General features: G+C 75.1%; 13 protein-coding genes and 3 pseudogenes. 12 read left to right on the forward strand and 4 right to left on the reverse strand.

From position 1 onward, the window contains the following. From AB0G14_RS31555 to AB0G14_RS31590, 8 genes and pseudogenes are all read left to right on the forward strand, one after another. Positions 1-1,114 (forward strand): hypothetical protein (locus tag AB0G14_RS31555; protein ID WP_357703752.1); only part of this gene is annotated, 1,114 nt, incomplete at its 5' end. After that, positions 1,111-1,344, forward strand: a pseudogene (locus AB0G14_RS31560) (VWA containing CoxE family protein); the annotation flags it as partial. The gene AB0G14_RS31555 and the pseudogene AB0G14_RS31560, both read left to right, overlap by 4 nt. Before the next feature lie 282 nt (positions 1,345-1,626). Further along, positions 1,627-2,706 (forward strand): annotated as a pseudogene (locus AB0G14_RS31565) (VWA domain-containing protein); the annotation flags it as partial. A gap of 15 nt (positions 2,707-2,721) precedes the next feature. Beyond that, positions 2,722-3,834 carry an AAA family ATPase gene (locus AB0G14_RS31570; protein ID WP_357703754.1) on the forward strand — a complete coding sequence of 371 codons (1,113 nt, stop codon included), beginning with the start codon at positions 2,722-2,724 and terminating at the stop codon, positions 3,832-3,834. Next, the gene (locus tag AB0G14_RS31575) at positions 3,831-6,662 is read left to right on the forward strand and encodes a hypothetical protein (RefSeq protein ID WP_357703755.1); all 2,832 of its coding nucleotides are present in this window, start codon (positions 3,831-3,833) and stop codon (positions 6,660-6,662) included. Before AB0G14_RS31570 ends, AB0G14_RS31575 begins: the two co-directional genes overlap by 4 nt. Positions 6,663-6,973: 311 nt before the next feature. Further along, the gene (locus AB0G14_RS31580) at positions 6,974-7,324 is read left to right on the forward strand and encodes a YciI family protein (RefSeq protein ID WP_357703756.1); all 351 of its coding nucleotides are present in this window, start codon (positions 6,974-6,976) and stop codon (positions 7,322-7,324) included. Between the two features lie 2 nt (positions 7,325-7,326). Beyond that, positions 7,327-8,538, forward strand: a complete 1,212-nt coding sequence (locus AB0G14_RS31585) for an RNA polymerase sigma factor (RefSeq protein ID WP_357703758.1) — start codon at positions 7,327-7,329, stop codon at positions 8,536-8,538. A gap of 111 nt (positions 8,539-8,649) precedes the next feature. Beyond that, a complete protein-coding gene (locus tag AB0G14_RS31590) occupies positions 8,650-9,786 on the forward strand; it encodes a glutamate--cysteine ligase (protein ID WP_357703760.1) in 1,137 nt (378 codons plus the stop codon). A gap of 305 nt (positions 9,787-10,091) precedes the next feature. Here AB0G14_RS31590 and AB0G14_RS31595 read toward each other — a convergent pair whose 3' ends face one another. Both AB0G14_RS31595 and AB0G14_RS31600 read right to left on the reverse strand, forming a co-directional pair. Next, entirely contained in the window at positions 10,092-11,876 is a 1,785-nt protein-coding gene (locus AB0G14_RS31595; RefSeq protein ID WP_357703762.1) for an N-acetylglutaminylglutamine amidotransferase, read from the reverse strand. 194 nt (positions 11,877-12,070) lie between these two features. After that, entirely contained in the window at positions 12,071-12,496 is a 426-nt protein-coding gene (locus tag AB0G14_RS31600) for a MarR family winged helix-turn-helix transcriptional regulator (protein WP_357703764.1), read from the reverse strand. Positions 12,497-12,574: 78 nt separating this feature from the next. On the opposite strand from AB0G14_RS31600, the gene AB0G14_RS31605 reads away from it, so the two are divergent. Continuing rightward, positions 12,575-14,368, forward strand: a complete 1,794-nt coding sequence (locus AB0G14_RS31605) for an ABC transporter ATP-binding protein (RefSeq protein ID WP_357703774.1) — start codon at positions 12,575-12,577, stop codon at positions 14,366-14,368. Between the two features lie 81 nt (positions 14,369-14,449). Beyond that, positions 14,450-17,533, forward strand: a complete 3,084-nt coding sequence (locus tag AB0G14_RS31610; RefSeq protein ID WP_357703766.1) for an NACHT domain-containing protein — start codon at positions 14,450-14,452, stop codon at positions 17,531-17,533. A gap of 51 nt (positions 17,534-17,584) precedes the next feature. Here AB0G14_RS31610 and AB0G14_RS31615 read toward each other — a convergent pair whose 3' ends face one another. Then, positions 17,585-18,343, reverse strand: a complete 759-nt coding sequence (locus AB0G14_RS31615; protein WP_357703768.1) for a TetR family transcriptional regulator — start codon at positions 18,341-18,343, stop codon at positions 17,585-17,587. Between the two features lie 108 nt (positions 18,344-18,451). On the opposite strand from AB0G14_RS31615, the gene AB0G14_RS31620 reads away from it, so the two are divergent. Then, positions 18,452-19,393 (forward strand): ABC transporter ATP-binding protein, encoded by a 942-nt coding sequence (locus AB0G14_RS31620; RefSeq protein WP_357703770.1) that lies wholly within the window; start codon positions 18,452-18,454, stop codon positions 19,391-19,393. After that, entirely contained in the window at positions 19,390-21,015 is a 1,626-nt protein-coding gene (locus AB0G14_RS31625; RefSeq protein WP_357703772.1) for an anibiotic ABC transporter, read from the forward strand. The genes AB0G14_RS31620 and AB0G14_RS31625 overlap by 4 nt, the downstream gene beginning before the upstream one ends. An 87-nt stretch (positions 21,016-21,102) precedes the next feature. Here the strand turns inward: AB0G14_RS31625 and AB0G14_RS31630 are convergent. After that, positions 21,103-21,447, reverse strand: a pseudogene (locus tag AB0G14_RS31630) (transketolase C-terminal domain-containing protein); the annotation flags it as partial. Between the last annotated feature and the right edge of the window lie 250 nt (positions 21,448-21,697).

Below are 21,697 nucleotides of genomic sequence, written 5' to 3' on the forward strand. Positions count from 1 at the left end.
CCTCGCCACGGCGGAGGTGCAGGTCTCCGAGAACGAGACCCCGCTGCACCGGCTGCCCGGGCCCGCGGCGGACGCGCCGCCGCCGCTCGCCGGCGTCCGCGCGTGGCTGCACGAGCTGGCGCTCGCGGGGTGGGGCGGCGTCGACCACGAGCTCGTCGCCGCGGCCGCGACGCCGATCGAGGCCGCGCTCGCCGAGCCGGGCCTGCGTCGGCTGGCGGTGCTGCTCGACGGCCTCGCCGCCGAGCTGCGGGCCTGCGCGCCGGTCGCCACGATGGCGCATCCGCCGGTCCGGCGCTGGGCCGACCTGTGGGCGCGGGGCCTGTTGCTCGCCCAGGACGCGGCGGCCGTGACCGCCCCGCCGGCCGTCGAGGAGGTGTCCGGGAGGCTCCTCGTGCTCGGTGTCGACGTGCACGAGCACGACACCGCCGTGCAGGCACAGGTGCACGGCATCCTCGAACCGGCCGACGGTGGAGCGCCCCGCCTGGTCCGCACCGCCGTCGGGGCGGTCAAGGTGGAGACGATCGTCGGGCCGGCGCTGTGGCGCCTGCTGGACGCCCACCCCGTGCTGTTGGCCGCGCTGGCCGAACGGCGGGGCCTGACGGTCAGCGGCCTTACGCTGCGCGGCGCGGATCTGATCTGGCGCGACGACCGGGCGCGACTCGGCGAGGCAGCCGACCCGTTCGCCACCGCGCGGGTCCTGCTGCCGGCGGCGGTCGCGGCGGCGTCGGCGCCGCTGGACCGGCACCCGGTCGGGATCGCCGAGCCCGTCCTGCTGGAGGGCTACACCGTGCGCGACGACGACGGCGCGCTCACCGTCGAACTCGACGGCCACCCGCTCGCCGTCGCGGTCGACCGGCTGCCCTCCTGCGGCCCCCTCACGCCCGACCTGGTCGCGGCCTCGTCGGCGTGCCTCGGCCTGGTCCGGTGGGACGACGGCCGGTGGCTGCTCCAGCCGCTGGCGGTGCAGGCCACCGTCAAGCGCAAGCCGGTCGGCGCGCACACCGGCGACTGGGCGTGCGGAGTCACCGACCCGAAGGCCGCCAAGGCCGACGCCAAGGCGGGCGACGCCGTGGCGGTGCTGCGCGAGCGCGCGGGACGGTTGCTGCGCCGATGACCGACTCCCTCGCCCCCGCGGACCACGCCGACGCCAACCGGCGCCAGGTGCTCTACTGGCGCCTGCTCGCCCGGCTCTTCGACCCCGACGAGCAGCCCGCCCTGGAGTCGGCCAGCATGGCGGTCGTCGACGACCTCGGCCTGCCGGCCGCCCTGCTGGACCCGGCGGTGTCGGTGGACACCGTCGTCCAGCGCTTCCCGGCCCTCGCCGCCGAGCTGCGCGGCCTGCTCCGACCCGGGCAGGACGCGGGCGCGGGCCAGCCGCCGGGTGGTGGGCCCACCCCGCCCGGCCCCGCCGCCACGACGGAAGCCGGGGCCGGCGCCGACACCGGATCGAGCGCCACGACGGGCACCGGGTCGGGCATCGACCTCGGGTCCGGCGCCGACCTCGGACCGGGCGCCCCGGCGGGGGCCAACCCCGCCAGCACGACGGGCGCCGGATCCGGCGCGGCGGCGGACACGGTGTCTGGCGCCGTCGGGTCGGGCGATGCGGGATCGGGCGGTGACGGGCCGGCGACCGGGCCGGGCGCCGCGGAGGTACGCCGCGCCGCGCTGGTGTCGAAGCTGCTGCTCAACGTGTTCGCCACCGGCCACGGGGCGGTCGACGCCGGTCAACTGGCCCGGTGGCAGTCCGACGCGGGCTGGTTCGAGCAGGCGCTCGGCCTGGAGCCCGGCGGGCTGCGCCGGCAGGGCGGCGCCGACGGCCTCGGCGGGGTGCTCGCCGGGCTGGAGGGCGACCTGGTCCGCCGGATGCACCTGCGGGAGGTGCTGGCCGACCCGGCGCTGGCCAGCCGGCTGACGCCGAGCATGTCGCTGATCGAGCAACTGCTGCGGGACAAGGCCAACCTCTCCGGCGTGGCCCTGGCCAACGCGAAGGCGCTCATCCGCCGCTTCGTCGACGAGGTCGCGGAGGTGCTGCGTACGCAGGTCGCGCAGACCAGCGTCGGCGTCGTCGACCGGTCCGTGCCGCCGAAGCGGGTGTACCGCAACCTCGACCTCGACCGCACCATCTGGCAGAACCTGCCCAACTGGAGCCCGGAGGACGAGCGCCTCTACGTCGACCGGCTCTACTACCGGCAGACGGCCCGCCGGGTCACGCCGGCCCGGCTGATCGTGGTGGTGGACCAGTCGGGCTCCATGGTCGACTCGATGGTCAACTGCACCATCCTCGCGTCGATCTTCGCCGGGCTGCCCAAGGTGGACGTGCACCTGATCGCGTACGACACGCGGGCGCTGGACCTGACGCCGTGGGTGCACGACCCGTTCGAGGTGCTGCTGCGCACCAACCTGGGCGGCGGCAACGATGGCCCGGTCGCGATGGCGCTGGCCCGCCCCAAGATCGTCGAGCCGAGGAACACGGTCATGGTGTGGATCTCGGACTTCTACGAGTTCAACCGCTCCCAGCCGCTGTTCGACGGCATTGAAGCGGTGCACCGCTCCGGGGTGCGGTTCATCCCGGTCGGCTCGGTCAACAGCTCGGGCCAGCAGAGCGTCAACCCCTGGTTCCGGCAACGCTTCAAGGACCTGGGCACGCCGGTGATCTCCGGCCACATCCGCAAACTCGTCTTCGAGCTCAAGAGCTTCCTCACCTAGGAGAACGAACCCCTCATGTCCGAGATGCTGCGTGCCCCCGCCGAGGTCAAGTACGCCGAGGAACTCGACTACCTGGAGTCGGTCGACACCGACCCGAAGCCGTTCTCGTGGCGGCTGAGCCCGCGGATGGTCCGGCTGTTCATCCTCGGCTCGGAGCGGGCCGACGGGCTCGACCGGGAGATCCCGCAGAAGTGGTTCGGCGACCGTACGTTCGTCGAACGGAGCATCGTGACCCTGGCGTCGGACCGGGGCCTGCTGCTGATCGGCGACCCGGGCACCGGCAAGAGCTGGCTCGCCGAGCTGCTGGCCGCCGCGGTCTGCCGCAACTCGACGCTGGTGGTGCAGGGCACCGCCGGCACCACCGAGGACCACATCAAGTACTCGTGGAACGTGTCGATGGTGATCGCCAGGGGCCAGTCCCGGGAGTCCATGATCCCGTCGCCGATCATGACGGCGATGGAGCAGGGCGTGGTCGGCCGGTTCGAGGAGCTGACCCGCTCCACCAGCGACGTGCAGGACGCGCTGATCTCGATCCTGTCGGAGAAGTACGTCTCCATCCCCGAGCTGGACCACGACAACATCGTCTTCGCCCAGCCCGGCTTCTCGATCATCGCCACCGCGAACAGTCGGGACCGGGGCGTGAACGACCTCTCGTCCGCGCTCAAGCGGCGGTTCAACTTCGTCCGGATCCCCGTGGTGACCAACAAGCGCAGCGAGGCGGAGATCGTCCGCTTCCGCACCGAGGAGCTGCTGCGCCGGCACCAGATCACGCTCGACGTGCCGCCCACCCTGCTGGACATCCTGTTGCAGAGCTTCGCCGACCTGCGCGCCGCCGCCTCCTCGGCGACCAGCGACGACGAGAAGCTGGAGTCGGCGCTGTCCACCGCCGAGCAGATCGGCGTCCTGGAGGACGCCATCCTGCACAGCCAGTTCTTCGGCGACCGCACCCTGCGCGCCGCGACGCTGGCCGGGTCGCTGGTCGGCTCCCTGGCCCGGCGCAGCCCGGAGGACCTGGCGATCCTCAACAAGTACCTGCACGGGGTGGTGGAACCGCGCGCCAAGCAGGACGGCGGCCCCTGGGAGGGCTTCCTCGACGGCGGCCGCCAGGCCATCGCCTCCCTGTCGTGACCGCGCCCACCGAGGCCGGGGCGTTCGGTGAGCTGCGCCAGCAGCTCACCGCCGCCGCCACCGCCTTCGCCGACAGTCCGGGCGCCGTCGCCGACATCCTCGCCGGCATGGTCGACGACGTCGACCGTGCCCTCGGCGAGGAACTGGAGATCTTCCCGGTCTGCCACCACTCGCCGGCGTCCGCGTTGGCCATGGTCCGGCGGCTGCGCGCCAAGCAGCCGAAGGTGATCTACCTGGAGCTCTGCGAGGACCTCCAGCCGCTGCTGGGCGAGCTGCGCAACTGCCGCCTCCCGGTGGCGGTGCAGGCGTTCGCCTCGGAGCTGGAGGGCTTCCCGGCCGACTGGGGGCCGCTCAGCGTGGTCGCACCGATCACCGAGGCCAGCGCCGAATACCAGGCCATCGCGTACGCGCTGGAGACGCCCGGGGTCGAGCTGGTCCTGGTGGACCGCTCCACCGACCACGTCTTCCAGTGGCTGCCCCGCCCTCCCGGCACCGCCGACGACGCCCCGGCGCGCGGGGACGTCGAGCCGACCGCGCCGGCGGAGGAGGAGGCGGCCCTGCACGGGGACGCCGTCGGGGTCGAGATCGGGGACCTGCGGCCCCGCTTCGCGGAACTCGAGGCGTACCTGCTGCACCACGGCAAGGTGCGGCACTGGTCGGAGTGGTGGGACCAGTACGTCGAGCAGCCGCTCGCCGACGCCGACCACGACACCTACCGGCAGGTGATGCTGCTGATCGGCAGCCTGTTCCGGCGGCTGCGCCCGGCCGGGGCGGACCGGCGCGACCGCGACGAGGACCGGGAACGCCACATGTGGACCCGGATCCGGGAGCACCTGGCCAGTTCGGGTGCGGATCCGGCGGAGTGCCTGCACGTCTGCGGGGCGTTCCACGCCGCCAGCCGGGTCGAGCAGTTCGGCCTGCGTTCCGACGTCCCGTTCGAGATCAGCCCACGTACCGGCACCCGGTGGCACTACGGCTTGATCCCCTCCAGCCACTCCGCCATCGAGGCGCAGTTCGGGCTCGCGGCCGGGTCGGTGTCGATCGCCGCGGCGACCTGGACGAAGGCGGTCGCCCGGTCCGGGCTGTCGCCGTTCCAACTGGAGGGGCAGCGCGGCACCCGCACCCGCGCCGGGCGCCGCCGCGCCGCACCGGTCCCGGTGCCCGCCGCCCCGGTCGCCGACCGGCTCTCCGGCTACCTCGGGCGGCCACCGGCGGTGCAGGGCCTCGACGAGGCGGAGCTGCGGGGCTGGTGCGTCGACATCGTCCGGCTGGCCCGGCGCAACGGCTACCTGGCCAGCACCGCCGACGCCATCGCCGTCTTCGAGACCTCGATCCTCCTCGCCGGCCTGCGCAACCGGGCCCGCCCCACGCCGTACGACTTCGCCGACGCGGCGGTCACCTGCATCGAGAAGGACGTCGTCCCGGGGCGCCGGGACGTCCGCCGGCTCTGCGAGATCCTGTTCGGCGGCGACCGGATCGGCCAGGTGGGCTACGAGGCCCTTCCGCCGCTCGCCCGCGACGTCCACGACCGGCTCGCCCCGCTCGGGCTGGACCTGGAGAAGCGCCAGATCCAGCGGGCGCTGCTGGACCTGCACGCCGACCCCGGGCTGGCCCCCTGCTCCGACCTGCTCTGGCGGCTGCGGCACCTGCTGCCCCCCGACGCGGTACGACCCATCATGGGCGAGCGCCGGTTGGGGCACCGCTCGATCCAGGAGAGCTGGGACCTGGCCCTCGGCCGCCACCAGCGGGCGCTGATCGAGCTGGGCTACGAGGGCGTCACCGTCGAGCAGGTGCTGGAGCAGCGGCTGCGGCGCGCCGTCCGGGGCCCGGACGCCACGGCCTCGGTCGCGCTGGAGGCCGTCGAGGACGCCGTACGACTGCTCGACAGCCCGCGCCTGGTCGACGAGCTGGGCAACCGGGCGGTGGAGCTGCTCGCCGCCGAACGCACCGTCGACGACGCCCCCGAGGTGCTGCGCCGGATCCGGCGGCTGCTGGCCCACCATCGCGCCACCGGGCCGCTGCCGGCCTGGTGCGAGGCGTTCGTGACCACCGGGTACGCCCACTACTGCACGCTGCTGCCCACGGCGTTCGTCGACGAGGGGAGCGGGGTCCGGCAGGTCGGCGCCATGCTCGGCTTCCTGTTCGGCATGGAGAGCCTGGCGCTCTCCCTGGGCTGCGACCGGTCCCAGCTCGAACTCGCCGTCGCGCAGTCCCACCCGGAGGCGCCGGCCAAGGTCGCGCTGCTCTGGGTCGCCCGGCACCAGCTCGGCCTGCTGTCCCTGGCCGAGCTGCGCCGGCGGTGCGCCGACCTGCTCGGCAACCCGCTGGTGGTGCCCGCCTTCCCGCAGTACCTCAGCGGCTTCGTGCAGGCCCTGGAGTCGGTGCCGGGGCTCGCCCCGTTCGTCGTGGAGGTGATGTCGTCCGCGTTCGCCCGGCTGCCCGATCCGGTCCTGCTGCCCTGGCTGCCCACGCTGATCACCACCCTGCGCGACCACGGCCCGGAACTGGTGCCGCTGCTGGTGCGGGAGGCGGGCCGTACCTTCCCCGCGTCGCTGCCCGCGCTGGACGCCTGGGTGCCGCCGTGGTCGGCGTCGGCGTCCCCGCCGGCGCCGGCGGTCCCCGCCGTCGCGTCCGGCCCGGTGGCCACCCTGCTGTCCGGCCACCCGCAGGCCGTCGACGCCGTCGCCGCCCTGCTCGGCTGCGACGGCGGGTGGCGCGAGGAGGCTGCCGCCGCGCCCGCCACCCCGCCGGGACTGACCGCCCTGCTGGCCACGCATCCGGCGACCGCCGACGCCGTGGCCGCGTTGCTGGCGGGCGAGCCGGGCTGACGGCGGGCCGGCGGGACGTCCGACCCGTACGACGGGCCGACGGCGCTCGTCGGCCCGCGGGCGCGGACCACCGTCGGCGAGCTGGTCCGGCGGCCCTGACCGTCGTCGGTGTCGGAGGCCGCCGGACCTGGAGACCGGGCGCGGCCGGGTGTCGTCTCCACGCTCGTCGCGCGTCCGTCAACGACGTGGCCCAGGGCCGTCGGCGGCCCGGTCGCCGGATTTCGCGCGCGGGTTGTCGATCCGGGCTCGCCTCGTTCGTGTAAAGGGTGAGAGGCCGGCGGTGGCGCCGGCCGTCGACGCGAGGAGAAGCCATGAAGCAGTACCTGCTCAGCATCTACCAGCCCGGCGGCGAGGAACTGGTGGACCCGGAGTTCCTGGCCGGGGTGATGCGCGAGCTGGGCGCGATCCGCGAGGAGTTGGAGGCGTCCGGGTGCTGGGTCTTCGGCCAGGGGCTGCACGCGCCGGACACGGCGACCGTGCTGCGGCCGTCCGACGGCGACGTGCTGGTCACCGACGGGCCGTTCGCCGAGGGCAAGGAGTACCTCGGCGGCTTCACCATCATCCGGGCGCCCGACCTCGACGCCGCGCTGGCGTGGGGCCGCCGGTACGCGCTGGCCACCACCCTGCCGATCGAGGTGCGCCCCTTCCAGGGCGAGGACTGAGCGTGTCGGACGTGGAGGCGGCGTTCCGCGCGGAGTACGGCCGTGCGGTCGCCGTCCTGGTCCGTCTCCTCGGCGACCTCGACCTCGCCGAGGAGGCGGTGCAGGAGGCGTTCACGGTGGCGGTGGCGCGGTGGCCCGAGACGGGGCCGCCGCCCAGCCCGGCCGGCTGGATCATCACGACCGCCCGGAACCGGGCGATCGACCGGCTGCGGCGGGAGGCGTCGCGGGCCGACCGGCACGCCCAGGCCGTCCTGCTGCACACCCGCGACGTACCGGCCGGAGAGGGACCCGTGCGCGACGACCGGCTCCGCCTGATCTTCACCTGCTGCCACCCGGCGTTGGGCCAGGCGGCCCGGGTCGCGCTGACCCTGCGGCTGCTCGGCGGGATGGGCACCGCCGAGATCGCCCGGGCCTTCCTGGTTCCGGAGGCGACGATGGCCCAGCGGATCGTCCGGGCCAAGGCCAAGATCCGCGACGCCCGCATCCCGTACCGGGTGCCGGGCGACGCCGACCTGCCGGACCGGCTCTCCGCCGTGCTGGCCGTGCTCTACCTGATCTTCACCGAGGGGCACACCGCCAGCTCCGGCGACCGGCTGGTCCGCGACGACCTGTGCGCCGAGGCGATCCGGCTGGGCCGGCTGCTGGTGGAGTTGATGCCGGACGAGCCGGAGGCGCTGGGGCTGCTGGCGCTGATGCTGCTCACCGAGGCGCGCCGCCCCGCCCGCACCACCGCCGACGGCGTGCTGGTCCCGCTGGGCGAGCAGGACCGCCGCCGGTGGGACGCCGGGCTCGTCGCGGAGGGGCAGGCCCTGGTCCGCCGGTGCCTGCGCCGCGACCGGCCCGGTCCGTACCAGATCCAGGCCGCGATCGCCGCCGTGCACAGCGACGCGCCCAGCGCCGCCGGCACCGACTGGGCCCAGATCCTCATGCTGTACGACCAGCTCACCGCGTGTGCCCCCGGGCCGGTGGTGGCGCTGAACCGGGCCGTCGCGCTGGCCGAGGTGGCCGGGCCGGCGGTGGCGCTGGCCGCCGTCGACCGCCTCGACCTGGCCGGCTACCACGTGTTCCACGCGGTCCGGGCCGACCTGTTGCGCCGCCTGGGCCGGGCGGGGGAGGCGGCCGAGGCGTACCGGACGGCCGCGGAGCGGACGGACAACGCGGCCGAACGCGCCTTCCTGGCCGCGCGGGCGGTCGCGGCGCGATCCGGCGTATAGCGCCGCCCGACGGCGGTGCCCGGCGTTTGCCCGCTCCCGGGGCCGGGAACGCGGGTCTCCCGGCAGCGCGGCGCCCCGGCGCGCCGCCCGACGAACGGACGCCGACGGCCCATGACGTACCGCCCGGCAGCCACCACCGCGGTGCCCGACCTGGCCGCCCTCACCCTCGGGGTCGAGGAGGAGTACCTGCTGCTCGATCCCCGGACGGGGGAGAGTCTTCCGGTCGCCGACCGGGTGCTCGCCGCCCTGTCCGGGAGGGCCCGGGACCAGAGCCGCCAGGAGTTCCGGCACAGCATGGTGGAGATGGTCACGCCGGTCAGCGCCGACCTGACCGAGCTGCGCGCCCACCTGGTGGCGCTGCGCCGTTCGGCCGCCGACGCGGCCCGTGCCGCCGGGGCCCGGCTCGTCGCGGTCGGTGCCACGCCCGTACACGAGCCGCACCGGACGGTACCGGACAAACCTCGCTACCACGCCATGTCCCGCCGCTTCGGCCCGGTCGCGCACGATCCGGCGGTCTGCGGCTGCCACGTCCACGTCGGGCTGCCCGACCGCGAGCTGGCCGTCCAGGTGTGCAACCACCTGCGCCCGTGGCTGCCGGTGGTGCAGGCCGTCACCGCCAACTCGCCGCTGCACGACGGCCGCGACACCGGGCACGCCAGCTGGCGCTCGATGCAGCTGGAACGCTGGCCCAGCATCGGGCCGACCCCGCACTTCGAGTCGGCCGCCGACTACGACGCGACCGTGGACGACCTGATCCGCGCCGGGATCATGCTCGACGCCGCGATGGTCTACTGGTACGCGCGCCCCTCCACCGCGTACCCCACGGTCGAGATCCGGGTGGGCGACGTCTGCCCGGGCGTGGACGACACGGTGCTCGTCGCCGGCCTGGTCCGGGCGCTCGTCGCGACGCTGGCCGACGACGTCCGCGCCGGGGTTCCCGCGCCCCGGATCCGGGACTGCCTGGTCTCCGCCGCGCACTGGCGGGCCGCCCACGACGGACTGGAGGGCGACCTGATCGACCTGCGTTCCGGCGGCGCCCGCCCCGCGTGGGACCTGGTCGACGACCTCGTCGCCACCGTCGCGCCCGCCCTGGCGCGTCACGGCGACCTCGACCACGTACGCGACCAGGTGGCCCGGGTGCGCCGGGACGGCAACGGCGCCACCCGGCAGCGCCGGGTGATGGCCCGCACCGGCAACGACGTACGGGCCGTCCTGGACCACCTGGCCGCCGAGACCCTCGCCTGCTGAAGCCGCCCGACCCCGGGTGCCGCCCCGCCACCGGCACCGGCCACCGGCCACCGGCCACCGGCGGCGCAGGGTGGCGCCCCACACCGAGCGGTGGTGGTGACCGGTGGAACGCCACGGGTGTCACCATCGCCGGGTGACACCCGTGGCGTTCCACTCGTGAGCGCACCGGCTGGGCTCGACCCAGGCCGGGTTGGCCGGTGTCGACGGTGCTGGCCGCCGGTGTGGCGCCGCCGGGGTCGCCTCTACCGGGGCCGGGCCGTGGGGGCGGAGGATATACGGGCCGAGGCGGACCGGGGCCGTGCCGGTCAGCGGATGTCGTGGGACTGGAGCCACAGCTCCAGCAGGCCGAGCTGCCACAGCTTGTTGCTGCCGGCGGCGGCCTGCGCCCGGTCCGGCACCGCGAGCAGCTCGTCGAGGTACTCACGGCGGAACAGGCCGCGTTCCCGGGCGGCGGGGGCGGCGAGGGCCTCGGTGACGAGCTGCCGCACGGGGCCGTCGACGTTGCGCAGCGCCGGCACGGGGAAGTAGCCCTTCGGCCGGTCGACCACCTCGGCCGGCAGCACCTCCCGGGCGATCTCCTTCAGCACGCCCTTGCCGCCGCCGGCCACCTTGTGCTCGGGCGGGCAGGCCGCCGCGAGGGCGACCAGATCCTGGTCGAGGAAGGGCGTGCGCACCTCCAGCCCCCACGCCATGCTCATGCTGTCCACCCGCTTCACCGGGTCGTCGGGGAGCATCAGGTGGGTGTCCAGGCGCAGCACGGCGTCCAGCGCGGTGTCCGCCCCGCTCGCCGCCAGGTCGGCGGCGAGCAGTTCGCGGCTGGCGTCGCGGTCGCAGGCGTACGCGGGGCTGACCACCCGGCACAGTTCGGCGTGGTCCCGGTCGAAGAACGCGTCGGCGAAGGCGTCCGCCGCGCTGTCGCGGGGCACCCGGGCGAGGGGCTGGTGGTAGCCGTAGCCGGCGAAGACCTCGTCGGCGCCCTGCCCGGACTGGGCCACCTTGACGTGCCGCGCGACCTGCTCGGACAGCAGGTGGAAGGCGACCACGTCGTGGCTGCCCATCGGCTCGGTCATCGCGTGGACGGTCCGGCGTACCGCCGGGACCAGGTCGTCGTCGGCGAGCCGGATGCGGTGGTGGTCGGTGTCGAAGGCGCGGGCGACGAGGTCGGAGTAGTGGAACTCGTCGCCGACCTCGCCGCCACGGCTGTCGAAGCCGATGCTGAACGTCTGGAGGTGGTGCTGCCCGGCCTCGGCCAGCAGCGCCACGATCATGCTGGAGTCCAGGCCGCCGGAGAGCAGCACGCCGACCGGGACGTCGGCGACGAGCCGCCGTCGGACCGCCGTGCGCAGCGCGCCGCCGATCGCGGCCCGCCAGTCCCGCGCGTCCATCCCGCAGTGGGCGGGGTCCCGGGTGTAGTCGGGCCGCCAGTAGACGTGCTCGCGGCTGCGCCCGTCGGCCTCCACGACCCGTACGGTGGCCGGGGGGAGCTTGCGCACGCCGCGCAGCACGGTGCGGGGCGCCGGCACGATCGAGTGCCAGGACAGGTAGTGGTGCAGCGCCACCGGGTCGATTGTGGTGTCCACGTCGCCGGCGCGCAGCAGCGCGGGCAGGGTGGAGGCGAACCGCAGCCGGCCGGGGGACTCGGCCAGGTACAGCGGCTTGATGCCGAGCCGGTCGCGGGCCAGCACCAGCCGCCGCCGCTGCCGGTCCACGAGGACCACGGCGAACATGCCGACCAGGTGGTCGACGAAGCGTTCGCCCCACTGCGCGTACGCCGCCAGGATCACCTCGGTGTCGCTGGTGGAGTGGAAGGTGTGCCCGGCCTCCCGCAGCTCGTCGCGCAGTTGCGGGTAGTTGTAGACGCAGCCGTTGAAGACCAGCCCCAACCCGAGGTCCTCGCGCACCATCGGCTGGCCGCCCGCCTCGGAGAGGTCGATGATGGTGAGGCGGCGGTGCCCGAGGGTCACCCAGCCGTCGTTCCACAGGCCCTCGCCGTCGGGGCCCCGGGACCGCATCGCCTCGGTCATCCGGGTCACCGCGTCGGCGTCGGGCGTCGACCCGTCGAACCTCGCCTCGCCACTGATGCCGCACATCGTCAGCGGTCACCGGCTTTCGGGGGAACCGGACCCACCGTCACCACTCCTGTCGGCGTCGCAGGTGGCGGACCACCCGCTCGCAGGGGCCCGGTCCCGTCGCCAGGACGGGCGGCTGGGCTACCCGACCCCGGGCGGGTCAAACCCCGGCGAGTGGCCCGGGCCGGGGCGGTGCCGGCTCCGTCGGCGGCCGGTCAGTCGCGCAGCGTACGCAGGATGCGGGCGAGCTGTGCCCGGTCGGCCGGCGTGAGGCCACCGAAGAGGTCCTCGGCGGCGGCCCGGCGGGCGGCGTGGATGGCCTTGCCGGCCCGCGTGCCCTCCTCGGTCGGGGCGACCAGGGTGGCGCGCCGGTCCGCGGGGTCGGGCCGGCGTCGCACGAGGCCGCGCGCCTCCAGGTCGTCGACGACCTCGGTGGCCGAGCGCGGGGCGATGCGGAGGTGCTCGGCGAGCGCGCCGGGCCGCAGCGCGCCGTGTCGGATGAGCACGCCGAGCGCCCGGGACTGGCCGGGCGTGACGTCCCACGGCGCGAGCGCCTCCCGGGTGCGGTGCCGCAGCCGCCGGGTCACCGCCCAGAACGCCTCGGCGAGGCCGTCCCCGACGTCGTCGGTGTCTCCGGTCACGGGAATACGGTAGCAGGAGGAGCTGTTGTTCCCTCATGTTGAGGTAACCTCAGCATTTCCGACGTGAGGGAGTACCCCTTGGAACCCCACCCCTCCGGCCGCGACCGCGGCCCCCGCAAGGTCAGCGCCGCCGAGAAGGCACAGGCCCGCCAGGTGTCGCTGCGGCGCATCGGCGGGCTGTTCGCCCGGCACCGGGGCGCGCTCGCCACGGTCACCGCGATCATCGTGGTGTCCTCGGTGCTCGCCATGGCCTCCCCCTTCCTGCTCCGCGCCGTGATCGACCGGGCCCTGCCGGAAGGCGACCTGGCGCTGCTCGTCTGGCTGGTGGCCGGCATGGTCGCGGTCGCTGCGGTGACCTCCGTGCTCGGCGTCCTCCAGACCTGGATCTCCACCCGGGTCGGGCAGCAGGTCATGCACCGGCTGCGCACCGACGTCTTCACCCACCTGCAACGGCAGTCGCTGGCGTTCTTCACCCGCACCCGCACCGGCGAGGTGCAGTCGCGGATCACCAACGACATCGGCGGCATGCAGAGCGTGGTCACCTCCACCGCCACCTCGATCGCGTCCAACCTGACCACCGTGGTGGCCACCGCGGCGGCGATGGTCGCGCTCTCCTGGCGGCTCTCGCTGGTCTCCCTCGTCGTGCTGCCGCCGGCCGTCTGGCTGACCCGCCGGGTCGCCCACCTGCGCCGCGAGATCACCGCGCGACGCCAGCGCGAACTCGCCGACCTCAACGTCACCGTCGAGGAGGGGCTGTCGGTCAGCGGCGTACACCTGGCGAAGACCCTCGGCACCGGCCCGGCGCTGGCCACGCGCTTCGCCGCGTCGTCGGCCCGCCTGGTCGACCTTGAGCTGCGCTCCGAACTCGCCGGCCGCTGGCGGATGGCCTCGATGAGCGTCGTCTTCGCCGCCATCCCGGCGGTCATCTACCTCAGCGCCGGCCTGCCCGGCGCCGCCGGCACGCTCAGCATCGGCACCCTGGTCGCCTTCACCGCGTTGCAGGGCGGGCTGTTCCGGCCGCTGATGGGCCTGCTCAACGTGGGCGTCTCGGTGACCGCCTCGCTGGCGCTGTTCGCCCGGATCTTCGAGTACCTGGACCTGCCGGTCGAGGTCGACGACCCCGCCGAGCCGGTCGACGTCGACCCGCGCCGCGTCCGGGGCGACCTGCGGTTCACCGACGTCACCTTCAGCTACCCCGGCAGCGACACCGCCGCCGTCGCCGGGATCACCCTCGACGTGCCGGCCGGCACGAGCCTGGCCCTGGTCGGCGAGACCGGCTCCGGCAAGAGCACCCTGGCCGCGCTGGTCAGCCGGCTGCACGACCCGACGAGCGGCCGGATCACCATCGACGGCACCGACCTGCGCGACCTCCGCCTGGCCGACCTGGCGGCGATCGTCGGCGTGGTCAGCCAGGAGACCTACCTGCTGCACACCACCGTGCGGGAGAACCTGCGCTACGCCCGCCCGGACGCCACCGACGCCGAGATCGAGGCCGCCGCCCGCGCCGCCCGGATCCACGACCTGATCGCCGGCCTGCCCGACGGGTACGACACGGTCGTCGGCTCGCGGGGGCACCGCTTCTCCGGCGGCGAGAAGCAGCGCCTCGCCATCGCCCGCACGCTGCTGCGCGACCCGCGCATCCTGATCCTCGACGAGGCCACCAGCGCGCTGGACACCGAGACCGAACGCGCGGTGCAGCGGGCGTTCGACGAGGTGGCCCGGGGCCGCACCACCATCACCATCGCCCACCGGCTCTCCACCGTGCGGGACGCGGACCGGATCGCCGTGCTCGACCACGGCCGTGTTATCGAGTCCGGCACCCACGACGACCTGCTGGAGCGCGCCGGCCGCTACGCGACGCTGGCCGCCTGACGGCCGGGGCTGCCGTCGGCGGTGTGCGTCGGCCCCGACCCCGGGCCGCCCGCGCGGCCGGCGGACGATCACAATCAGGCGGTGCAGCGTCGGGGGTGGACATGGGCCCTGCTCGTCCTCGTGGCCGTCGTCGCGGCGGCCGGGACCGCCTGGGTCTGGTTGCGGTACGACTTCGAGAAGGTCAACTGGGCCTGGGGCGTGATCGCCGGTGTCATCGCCGTCTACGTCGTACTGGACCAGGTCCTCACCAACCGGCAGGCCGGCTCGGCAGCGGCGGCGGTCCACCGCCGGGCGGCCGCGGACGAACTCTTCGAACTGGTCCGGCGCGAGCCGGGCGACGAGGCGCTGCTGCGGGCGGTCGACGAGCCGTACCCGCTCCCGGTGACCTGGCGCACCGCCGCCGAGCGGCTCATGCCGTCCTGGCGGGCCATCGGCCGGTCCAGCGAGGCCGGTCCGATGGACCTGTCCGGCCGCCACGGGACACTGTGGAGCCGCTACCGGAGCATCCCGTCCGGGCGGTTGCTGGTGCTGGGACCGGCCGGATCCGGTAAGTCGGTCATCGCCCTGCGGATGGCGCGTGAGCTGCCGCCGCACCGGGACCCCGAGGCGCCCGTGCCGGTGCTGCTGCCCGTCGCGTCGTGGGACCCGACCGTGGAGACGTTCCGTGACTGGCTGGTGGACCGCCTCGCCCGGCGGTACACGCAGCTCGCACCCCGCCATCCCCGTCGCGTGGCGGTGCTGCGGGACCTGGTCGAGACGGACCTCGTCGTGCCCGTGCTCGACGGCCTGGACGAGGTGCCCGAGGAGCAGGTGACCGCCTGCCTCGAGGAACTCAACGAGTTGCCGACGCAGCGCTTCGTCCTGACCTGCCGGACGTCGGTGTACGAGAGGTACCTCGACCAGGGCGAGAAGGTGCGCGGCGCCGCGGTGGTGGTGATCGAGCCGCTGCTTCCGGACGAGGTGGCGGAGTACCTGGTCGACGCCGCGCCCCTGCACCAGGCCGGCAACTGGTCGACCGTCGCGGCGCGCATCGACGGCGACCCGGAGCTGAGCGGGGCGCTGGCCACGCCGTTGATGGTGGCGATGGCCCGCAGCGCGTTCGACCAGCCCGGCACCGACCCCCGCGACCTCGTGCCGCTGGCGGTCAGCCGGGGGCGGGGCGCCGTGGAGGACGAGCTGCTGTCCCGGGCGGTCGACGCCGCCCTGCGGTCGCGCCGGGGCGCCCAGGGGCTGCGCCGGTGGGAACCGGAACGGGCCCGGCGCTACCTGACCTTCCTGGCCGCGCACCTGGAATCGCTCGGCGTCCGCGAGTTCCGCTGGTGGCAGCTGCCGGCCGCGCTGCCCCGGTTGTTCTGGGCCGTCGTCGGCGGCCTGCGTACCGGGCTGGCGGTGTGGCTGGTCCTCGCCCTCGCCGGGGAGGCGCTCCGAGCGGTGGCCGGGATGGTCGCCGACCCGGGCACCCGCGAGCTGCTCACCGCTCTCGCCGACCACCCCGCTGACCTGGGGGCGGCGGCCGCCGCGCTGGTCGTGCCGGCCGCCGCGCTCGGCGGCAGCGCCCGCGACCTGGGCCGCCGGCCGAAACGGGTGCTGTTCGTCGGCGGCAGGGGCGCGCTGCGCGACGGCGTGCTCGACGGGCTGGTCCGGGGAGCGTTCTGGGGCTTCCTGACCTGGTTCGTGCTGTGGCTGTTCACCCCGCCGCCCGAGCTGGCCGCCGCGACGGGCCGGCTGCCCGGGCTGGCCGGATGGCCGGTCGAGCTGCGGGCCGCGGTCGTGCTCGGCGCCGTCTGGTTCGCCCTCGTCGCGGTCCGGTCCGCGCTGCGGGTGGACGTCGCCGCCCCGGCCGCGGAACTCGGGGCCACCGGCGTGGTCGAGACCGTCCGGGCCGACCGCGCGGCGACGATCGCGTCGGTGGTGCCGTGCGTCGCCGCCGGGTTCGTCGGTGTGCTGGCCGGCTCCGCGCTGCTGTGGGTGACCGGGCTGCTGCCCCGGCTGCCCTCGCCGCAGGCCCTCGGCTACGCCGGGCTCGGCGCGGGGCTCGGCTGGTGGGTGCACACGCGCGGGGACGGCGCGTGGGTCCGGTTCTGCCTTGCCCGGATGGTGCTGGCGGCACGCGGCCGCCTGCCGCACCGGCTGCTGGCGTTCCTCGGCCACGCCGAGACGGTCGGCCTGTTGCGGCACGGCGCAGGGGCGTACCGGTTCCGGCACGGCCGCCTGCAGAGCAGGCTGGCGGCGGGCTCGCTGGCGGGGCGGCGGGGCGGCCGGCCGCGCGAGGAGTTCGGTGTCGAGTTGGCCCGGGCGGGGTTCTGGCCGGAGGCGCTCGGCGCGTTCGCCGCCGTCACGCGGGCCCGCGCGGCGAACGTCGAGCCGGCCGACGACCTCACCCTGGCCGCGCTGCGCAAGGCGCTGCTGGTGGGCGCCGCGGCCGGGGAGTGGAGCCGGCTGGGGGACCTGCTGGCACCGATGCCGGCGCCGCTCGCGCCCACCGGGGCGACGCCGGTGGCGGCGCAGCGTCGGCGTGTCTCCGAGCTGGTTGCCGCCGCCGCGCCGTTGGCCGAGCTGCGGGCCGCCGGCGACGAGCTGCTGCGCGGGGAGGAGCAGGCGGGCGGGCCGCTGTCCGCCACCCGGGAGTTCGTGGCGGTCGTCCGCTACGCGGAGGGGGACGTCGACGCGGCTCGGGAGCACCTGGAGCGGCTGGTCGTGGCGGAGGGCGACGACGACGGCCCGGGGCGGTCGATGCCACTCGGCGCGGGGATGCTGGCCCGGATCATGCTCGACGGGAGCGGGGACACCGGCGCGGCCCTCGCCCTCTGTCACGAGCAGCTGCTCCTGGCCGACGGCTCCGACGACCGCACCGATCCGCTGCTGTTCGTGCAGGCCTGGAGCTGGTCGGTGGCGGTGATGCGGCGCGTCGTCGACGAGCGGGCGGAGGTGCGCGGCCGGCTCCGGGTCGTGCTCGCCGAGCGGCGGGCCCGCGGGCGGCGGATGGAGTTGGGCCGACGGGAGCTGGCCGAGATCGGCTTGCAGGCGTGCCACGCGGTGGTCGGCCACCCGACGCTGGGGGCGCCCGCGGTGGCCGCGGCCCGCAGGCTGGTCGACGTGTTGTCCGCCCCGGACATCGCGGCGCGGACCCTGCGCCGCGGCGCCCCGATGTGGCACGACGGCTGACCGGTCGGCGGGCCCCTGCGGCGTCTCAGAACCGTCTCGTAAAGTGTCTCATTATTCCGCGACGACCGGGTCCAGGTGGCGGTAGACGGTGGCCCGCGAGACCCCCAGCGCGGCGGCGATCTCGTCCGCCGAGTGGCTGCCGGCGGCGTGCATCCGCCGGGCCGCCTCGACCTGCTCCGGGCTCATCGCCCGCGGCCGGCCGGGCCGGCGTCGGCCGCTCGCCGCGCCGCCGCCGTCCCCGGCCGCGCCCGGGTGGTCCCCGGGCGGCGCGCCGTCCAGCAGGCGGTGCACGCCGTCGAGCATGTCCGCCCGCAGCACCTCGTCGGGCACGTCGGCGAAGAAGACGACCGGGTCGCTGCACATGGCGACCGCCTGCACCGCCCGGACCCGCTCCCGCCGCCCGGCGTCGGGCCCGGCGATGAGGTCGTTGGCCCGCATCGCGATCCGCATCAGACGATGGAACGTGTCGCCGCGCGTGATCAGGGCGATGTCGTGGAAGAGCATGCCCAGCGGGCGGCGGTGGGTCAGCATGGTGTCCACCCAGCCCTCCAGCACCGCCCGGCGCGCCCGCTCGGCCGGCCCCGCCTCGGCCGCGTCCAGCAGCGCCTCAAGGTCGGCGACCAGCGGCTCGACCAGGGCCGTGAGCAGGTGCTCCTTGGTGGGGAAGTGGTAGAGGATCGCGGCCTTGGTCAGCCGCAGCCGCTCGCCGATCTGGCGCAGCGGGGTGCGCTGGTAGCCGTGCTCGGCGAACAGGTCGAGCGCGGCGCGCAGGATCCGGGTACGCGTGTCGTCGGGCGGCTCGACGGTCATGCCGGCAAGCGTAGCCGCGTCTGACCGGTGGGTGACACCACCGTTGATTCGGCTGACCATCGGTCAGTACAGTGGGGACGGTCGGCACCGCCAGTGGCAGGAGGGGTCATGCCCGTCATCTCCATCGACAACCTCGTCAAGACGTTCGGCAGTGTCCGGGCGCTCGACGAACTGGACCTGCGGGTCGAGGCGGGGGAGGTGCACGGCTTCCTCGGCCCCAACGGGTCCGGCAAGTCCACCACCATCCGGATCCTGCTCGGCCTGCTGCGCCGCGACGCGGGCGACGTGCGGGTGTTCGACGCCGACCCGTGGCGGGAGGCGGTCGCCCTGCACCGCCGGCTGGCGTACGTGCCGGGCGACGTGAACCTGTGGCCGAACCTCTCCGGCGGCGAGGCGATCGACCTGTTCGGCAAGCTGCGCGGCGGGCTCGACCGGCGCCGCCGCGACGCCCTGCTGGAGCGCTTCGACCTCGACCCCACGCGCAAGTGCCGCACCTACTCCAAGGGCAACCGGCAGAAGGTCGCGATCGTCGCGGCCTTCGCGTCCGACGTCGAGCTCTACGTGCTCGACGAGCCGACCTCCGGGCTGGACCCGCTGATGGAGGCCGTGTTCCAGGACGAGGTCCGCCAGCTCAAGCGCGACGGCGCCACCGTGCTGCTCTCCAGCCACGTGCTGGCCGAGGTCGAGGCGCTCTGCGACCGGGTCAGCATCATCCGCGACGGCCGAACCGTCGAGTCCGGCACCCTCGCCGAGCTGCGCCACCTCACGCGTACGGCGGTCACGGTCGAGACCGCGCGGCCGGCGACCGGCCTGGCGGCCCTGCCGGGCGTCCACGAGGTGCGCGAGGTCGACGGCCGCATCCACCTGGAGATCGAGCCCGCCCACCTCGACGAGCTGCTCGGGCACCTCGTCCGCTTCGGCGTCCGCGCCCTGACCAGCGCCCCGCCCACCCTCGAGGAACTGTTCCTGCGCCACTACGGCGACGAGCGCGCGGCCGTCGCCGCCAACGGTCACCGGGCCGGCACCGAGCGGCAGGCGGGCGCCCGATGAGCGCGTTCACCGGCACCGGGCGGCTCGCCCGGCTCGTGCTGCGCCGCGACCGGGTCCGGCTCGCCGTCTGGGTGCTCGGCACGCCCCTGCTCGGCTACGCCCTCGCCGGCAGCGTCAAGGAGTTCTACCCGGACGAGGCGTCCCGGGTCGGGTACGCCACCACGTCGGCGTCCAGCCTGGTCGCCCGCGCGTTCAACGGCCCCATCGCCGGCACCGAACTCGGCGCGGTGGTGGTCGCCGAGACGTACGTGACGCTGGCCCTGCTCGCCGCGCTGCTGAGCACCTTCGCGGTGGTCCGGCACACCCGGCAGAACGAGGAGACCGGCCGGGCGGAGCTGCTGGGCGCCTCCGTCGTCGGCCGGTACGCGCTGCTCACCGCCGCCCTGCTGGTCGTCGTCGCGGCGAACGTGCTGGCCGCGGCCCTGCTCGCCGTCGCCCTGGCCGGCGCAGGCCTGCCGCTTGCCGGGTCCGTCGCGGCGGCGGCCGCCGTCGGCGGCGTCGGGGTGGCCTTCACCGGTGTCGCCGCGGTCACCGCCCAGGTGTCGGTCACCTCCCGGGGCGCGAACGCGCTCGCCGCCGCGACCGTCGGGGTCGCCTTCCTGCTCCGGGCCGCCGGCGACGTGCTCGGCGAGCAGACCGACGGCGGCCTGCGCGTGGTCAGCGCCTGGCCGTCCTGGCTCTCCCCGCTCGGCTGGGGCAACCAGGTCCGCGCGTACGCCGGCGAACGGTGGTGGGTGCTCGCGCTGCCCGTCGCGCTGCTGGTCGTCGGCGTGGCGCTCGCCTACGCCCTCGCCGACCGGCGGGACGTCGGCGCGGGGCTCGTCGCGCCCCGAAGGGGGCCGGCGACGGCCGTGCCCCGGCTGCTCAGCCCCGCCGGGCTGGCCTGGCGGTTGCAGCGCGGCGCACTGCTCGGCTGGGCGATCGGGGTGGCGGTGCTCGGGTTGTCGATGGGCATCGCCGGGGACGAGTTCAACGCCATGATCGAGGAGAACCCGGCCGCCGCCGAGGCGATCAGCGCGATGGGCGGCGGCGCGAAACTGATCGACGCGTACCTGGCGGCGATGCTGGGGCTGTTCGCGCTGACCATCGGGGCGTACGTCGTGCAGGCGCTGCTGCGCACGCGCGGCGACGAGACCGACGGCCGGCTGGAGGCGGTGCTGGCCACGGCGGTGGGCCGCACCCGCTGGCTGACCACCCAGGTGGTCGCCGCCACGCTCGGCGCGCTCGCCCTGGTGCTGCTGGGCGGCCTCACCACCGGGCTCGGCTACGGCCTGGTCACCGGCGACCCGCTCGGGCAGACCGCCGAGCTGGGCGGGGCGGCGCTGGTGCGGCTGCCGGCGCTGCTGGTGGTGGCCGGGGTGGTGACGGCGCTGTTCGGGCTGCTGCCCCGCTGGTCGGTGGCGCTGTCCTGGGCGGCGCTGATCGGGTTCCTGCTGCTAGGGCAGCTCGGCGCGGTGCTCGACCTGCCGCAGGCGGCGCTGAACCTGTCCCCGTACACGCACGTGCCGTCGGTGCCGGCGGTCGACCTGGCGGCGCTGCCGCTGGTCGTGCTGACCGGGGTGGCGGTGGTGCTACTCGCGGCCGGCCTGGCCGGCTTCCGCCGCCGCGACGTCCCGAGCTGACCGCGTGAAAGGAAGGGACCCCTGTTAACGCATCCGGTAGTACAAGGGTCCCTTCCTAACATCTCGGGCGGGCCGCCGTGCTCACGGTCAGGCCAGCTCGGCGAGCACCTTGTCGACCACGGCGTCGGTGGCCAGGCCGTACCGGTCGTGCAGCGTCGGCAGGGCGCTGGCGGCCAGGAACTCGTCCGGCAGCGCGACCGGCACGACCCGCTTGCCGAGCCCGGCCCGGACCACGGCCGAGGCGACCGTCTCGAAGAGCCCGCCGACCACCGTGTGGTTCTCCAGCGTGAGCACCAGCCGGTCGCTGTCGACCTCGGCCAGCACGGTCTCGCTGTCGAACGGCTTGATCGTCGGCGTGTGGACGACCGCCACGTCGACCCGGTGCCGCGCCAGCCGCTCCGCGGCCTGCAACGCCCGCATCGTCATCAGGCCGCTGGAGACGAAGCGCGCCGAACAGCAGGTGGCTGCCGAGGCCGAGAGCGCAGCCGACGATGGTGCCGATCAGCACGTTCTGCTTGTCGGTCAGCTCGGCCAGCACCACGTACGAGAGCATGAAGCTGGTGGTGACGTATTGACATTCTCTCCGTCCTAGTACGGCAGCCGCCATTGGCCGTCTGACCTGGTGGGATGCGGTGGGGGTGTGCAACGTGGACGCAGCCGCCTGTCGATCATGTGTTTGTGA

This window comes from Micromonospora sp. NPDC023814 (assembly GCF_040639595.1).
Lineage (GTDB): Bacteria > Actinomycetota > Actinomycetes > Mycobacteriales > Micromonosporaceae > Micromonospora.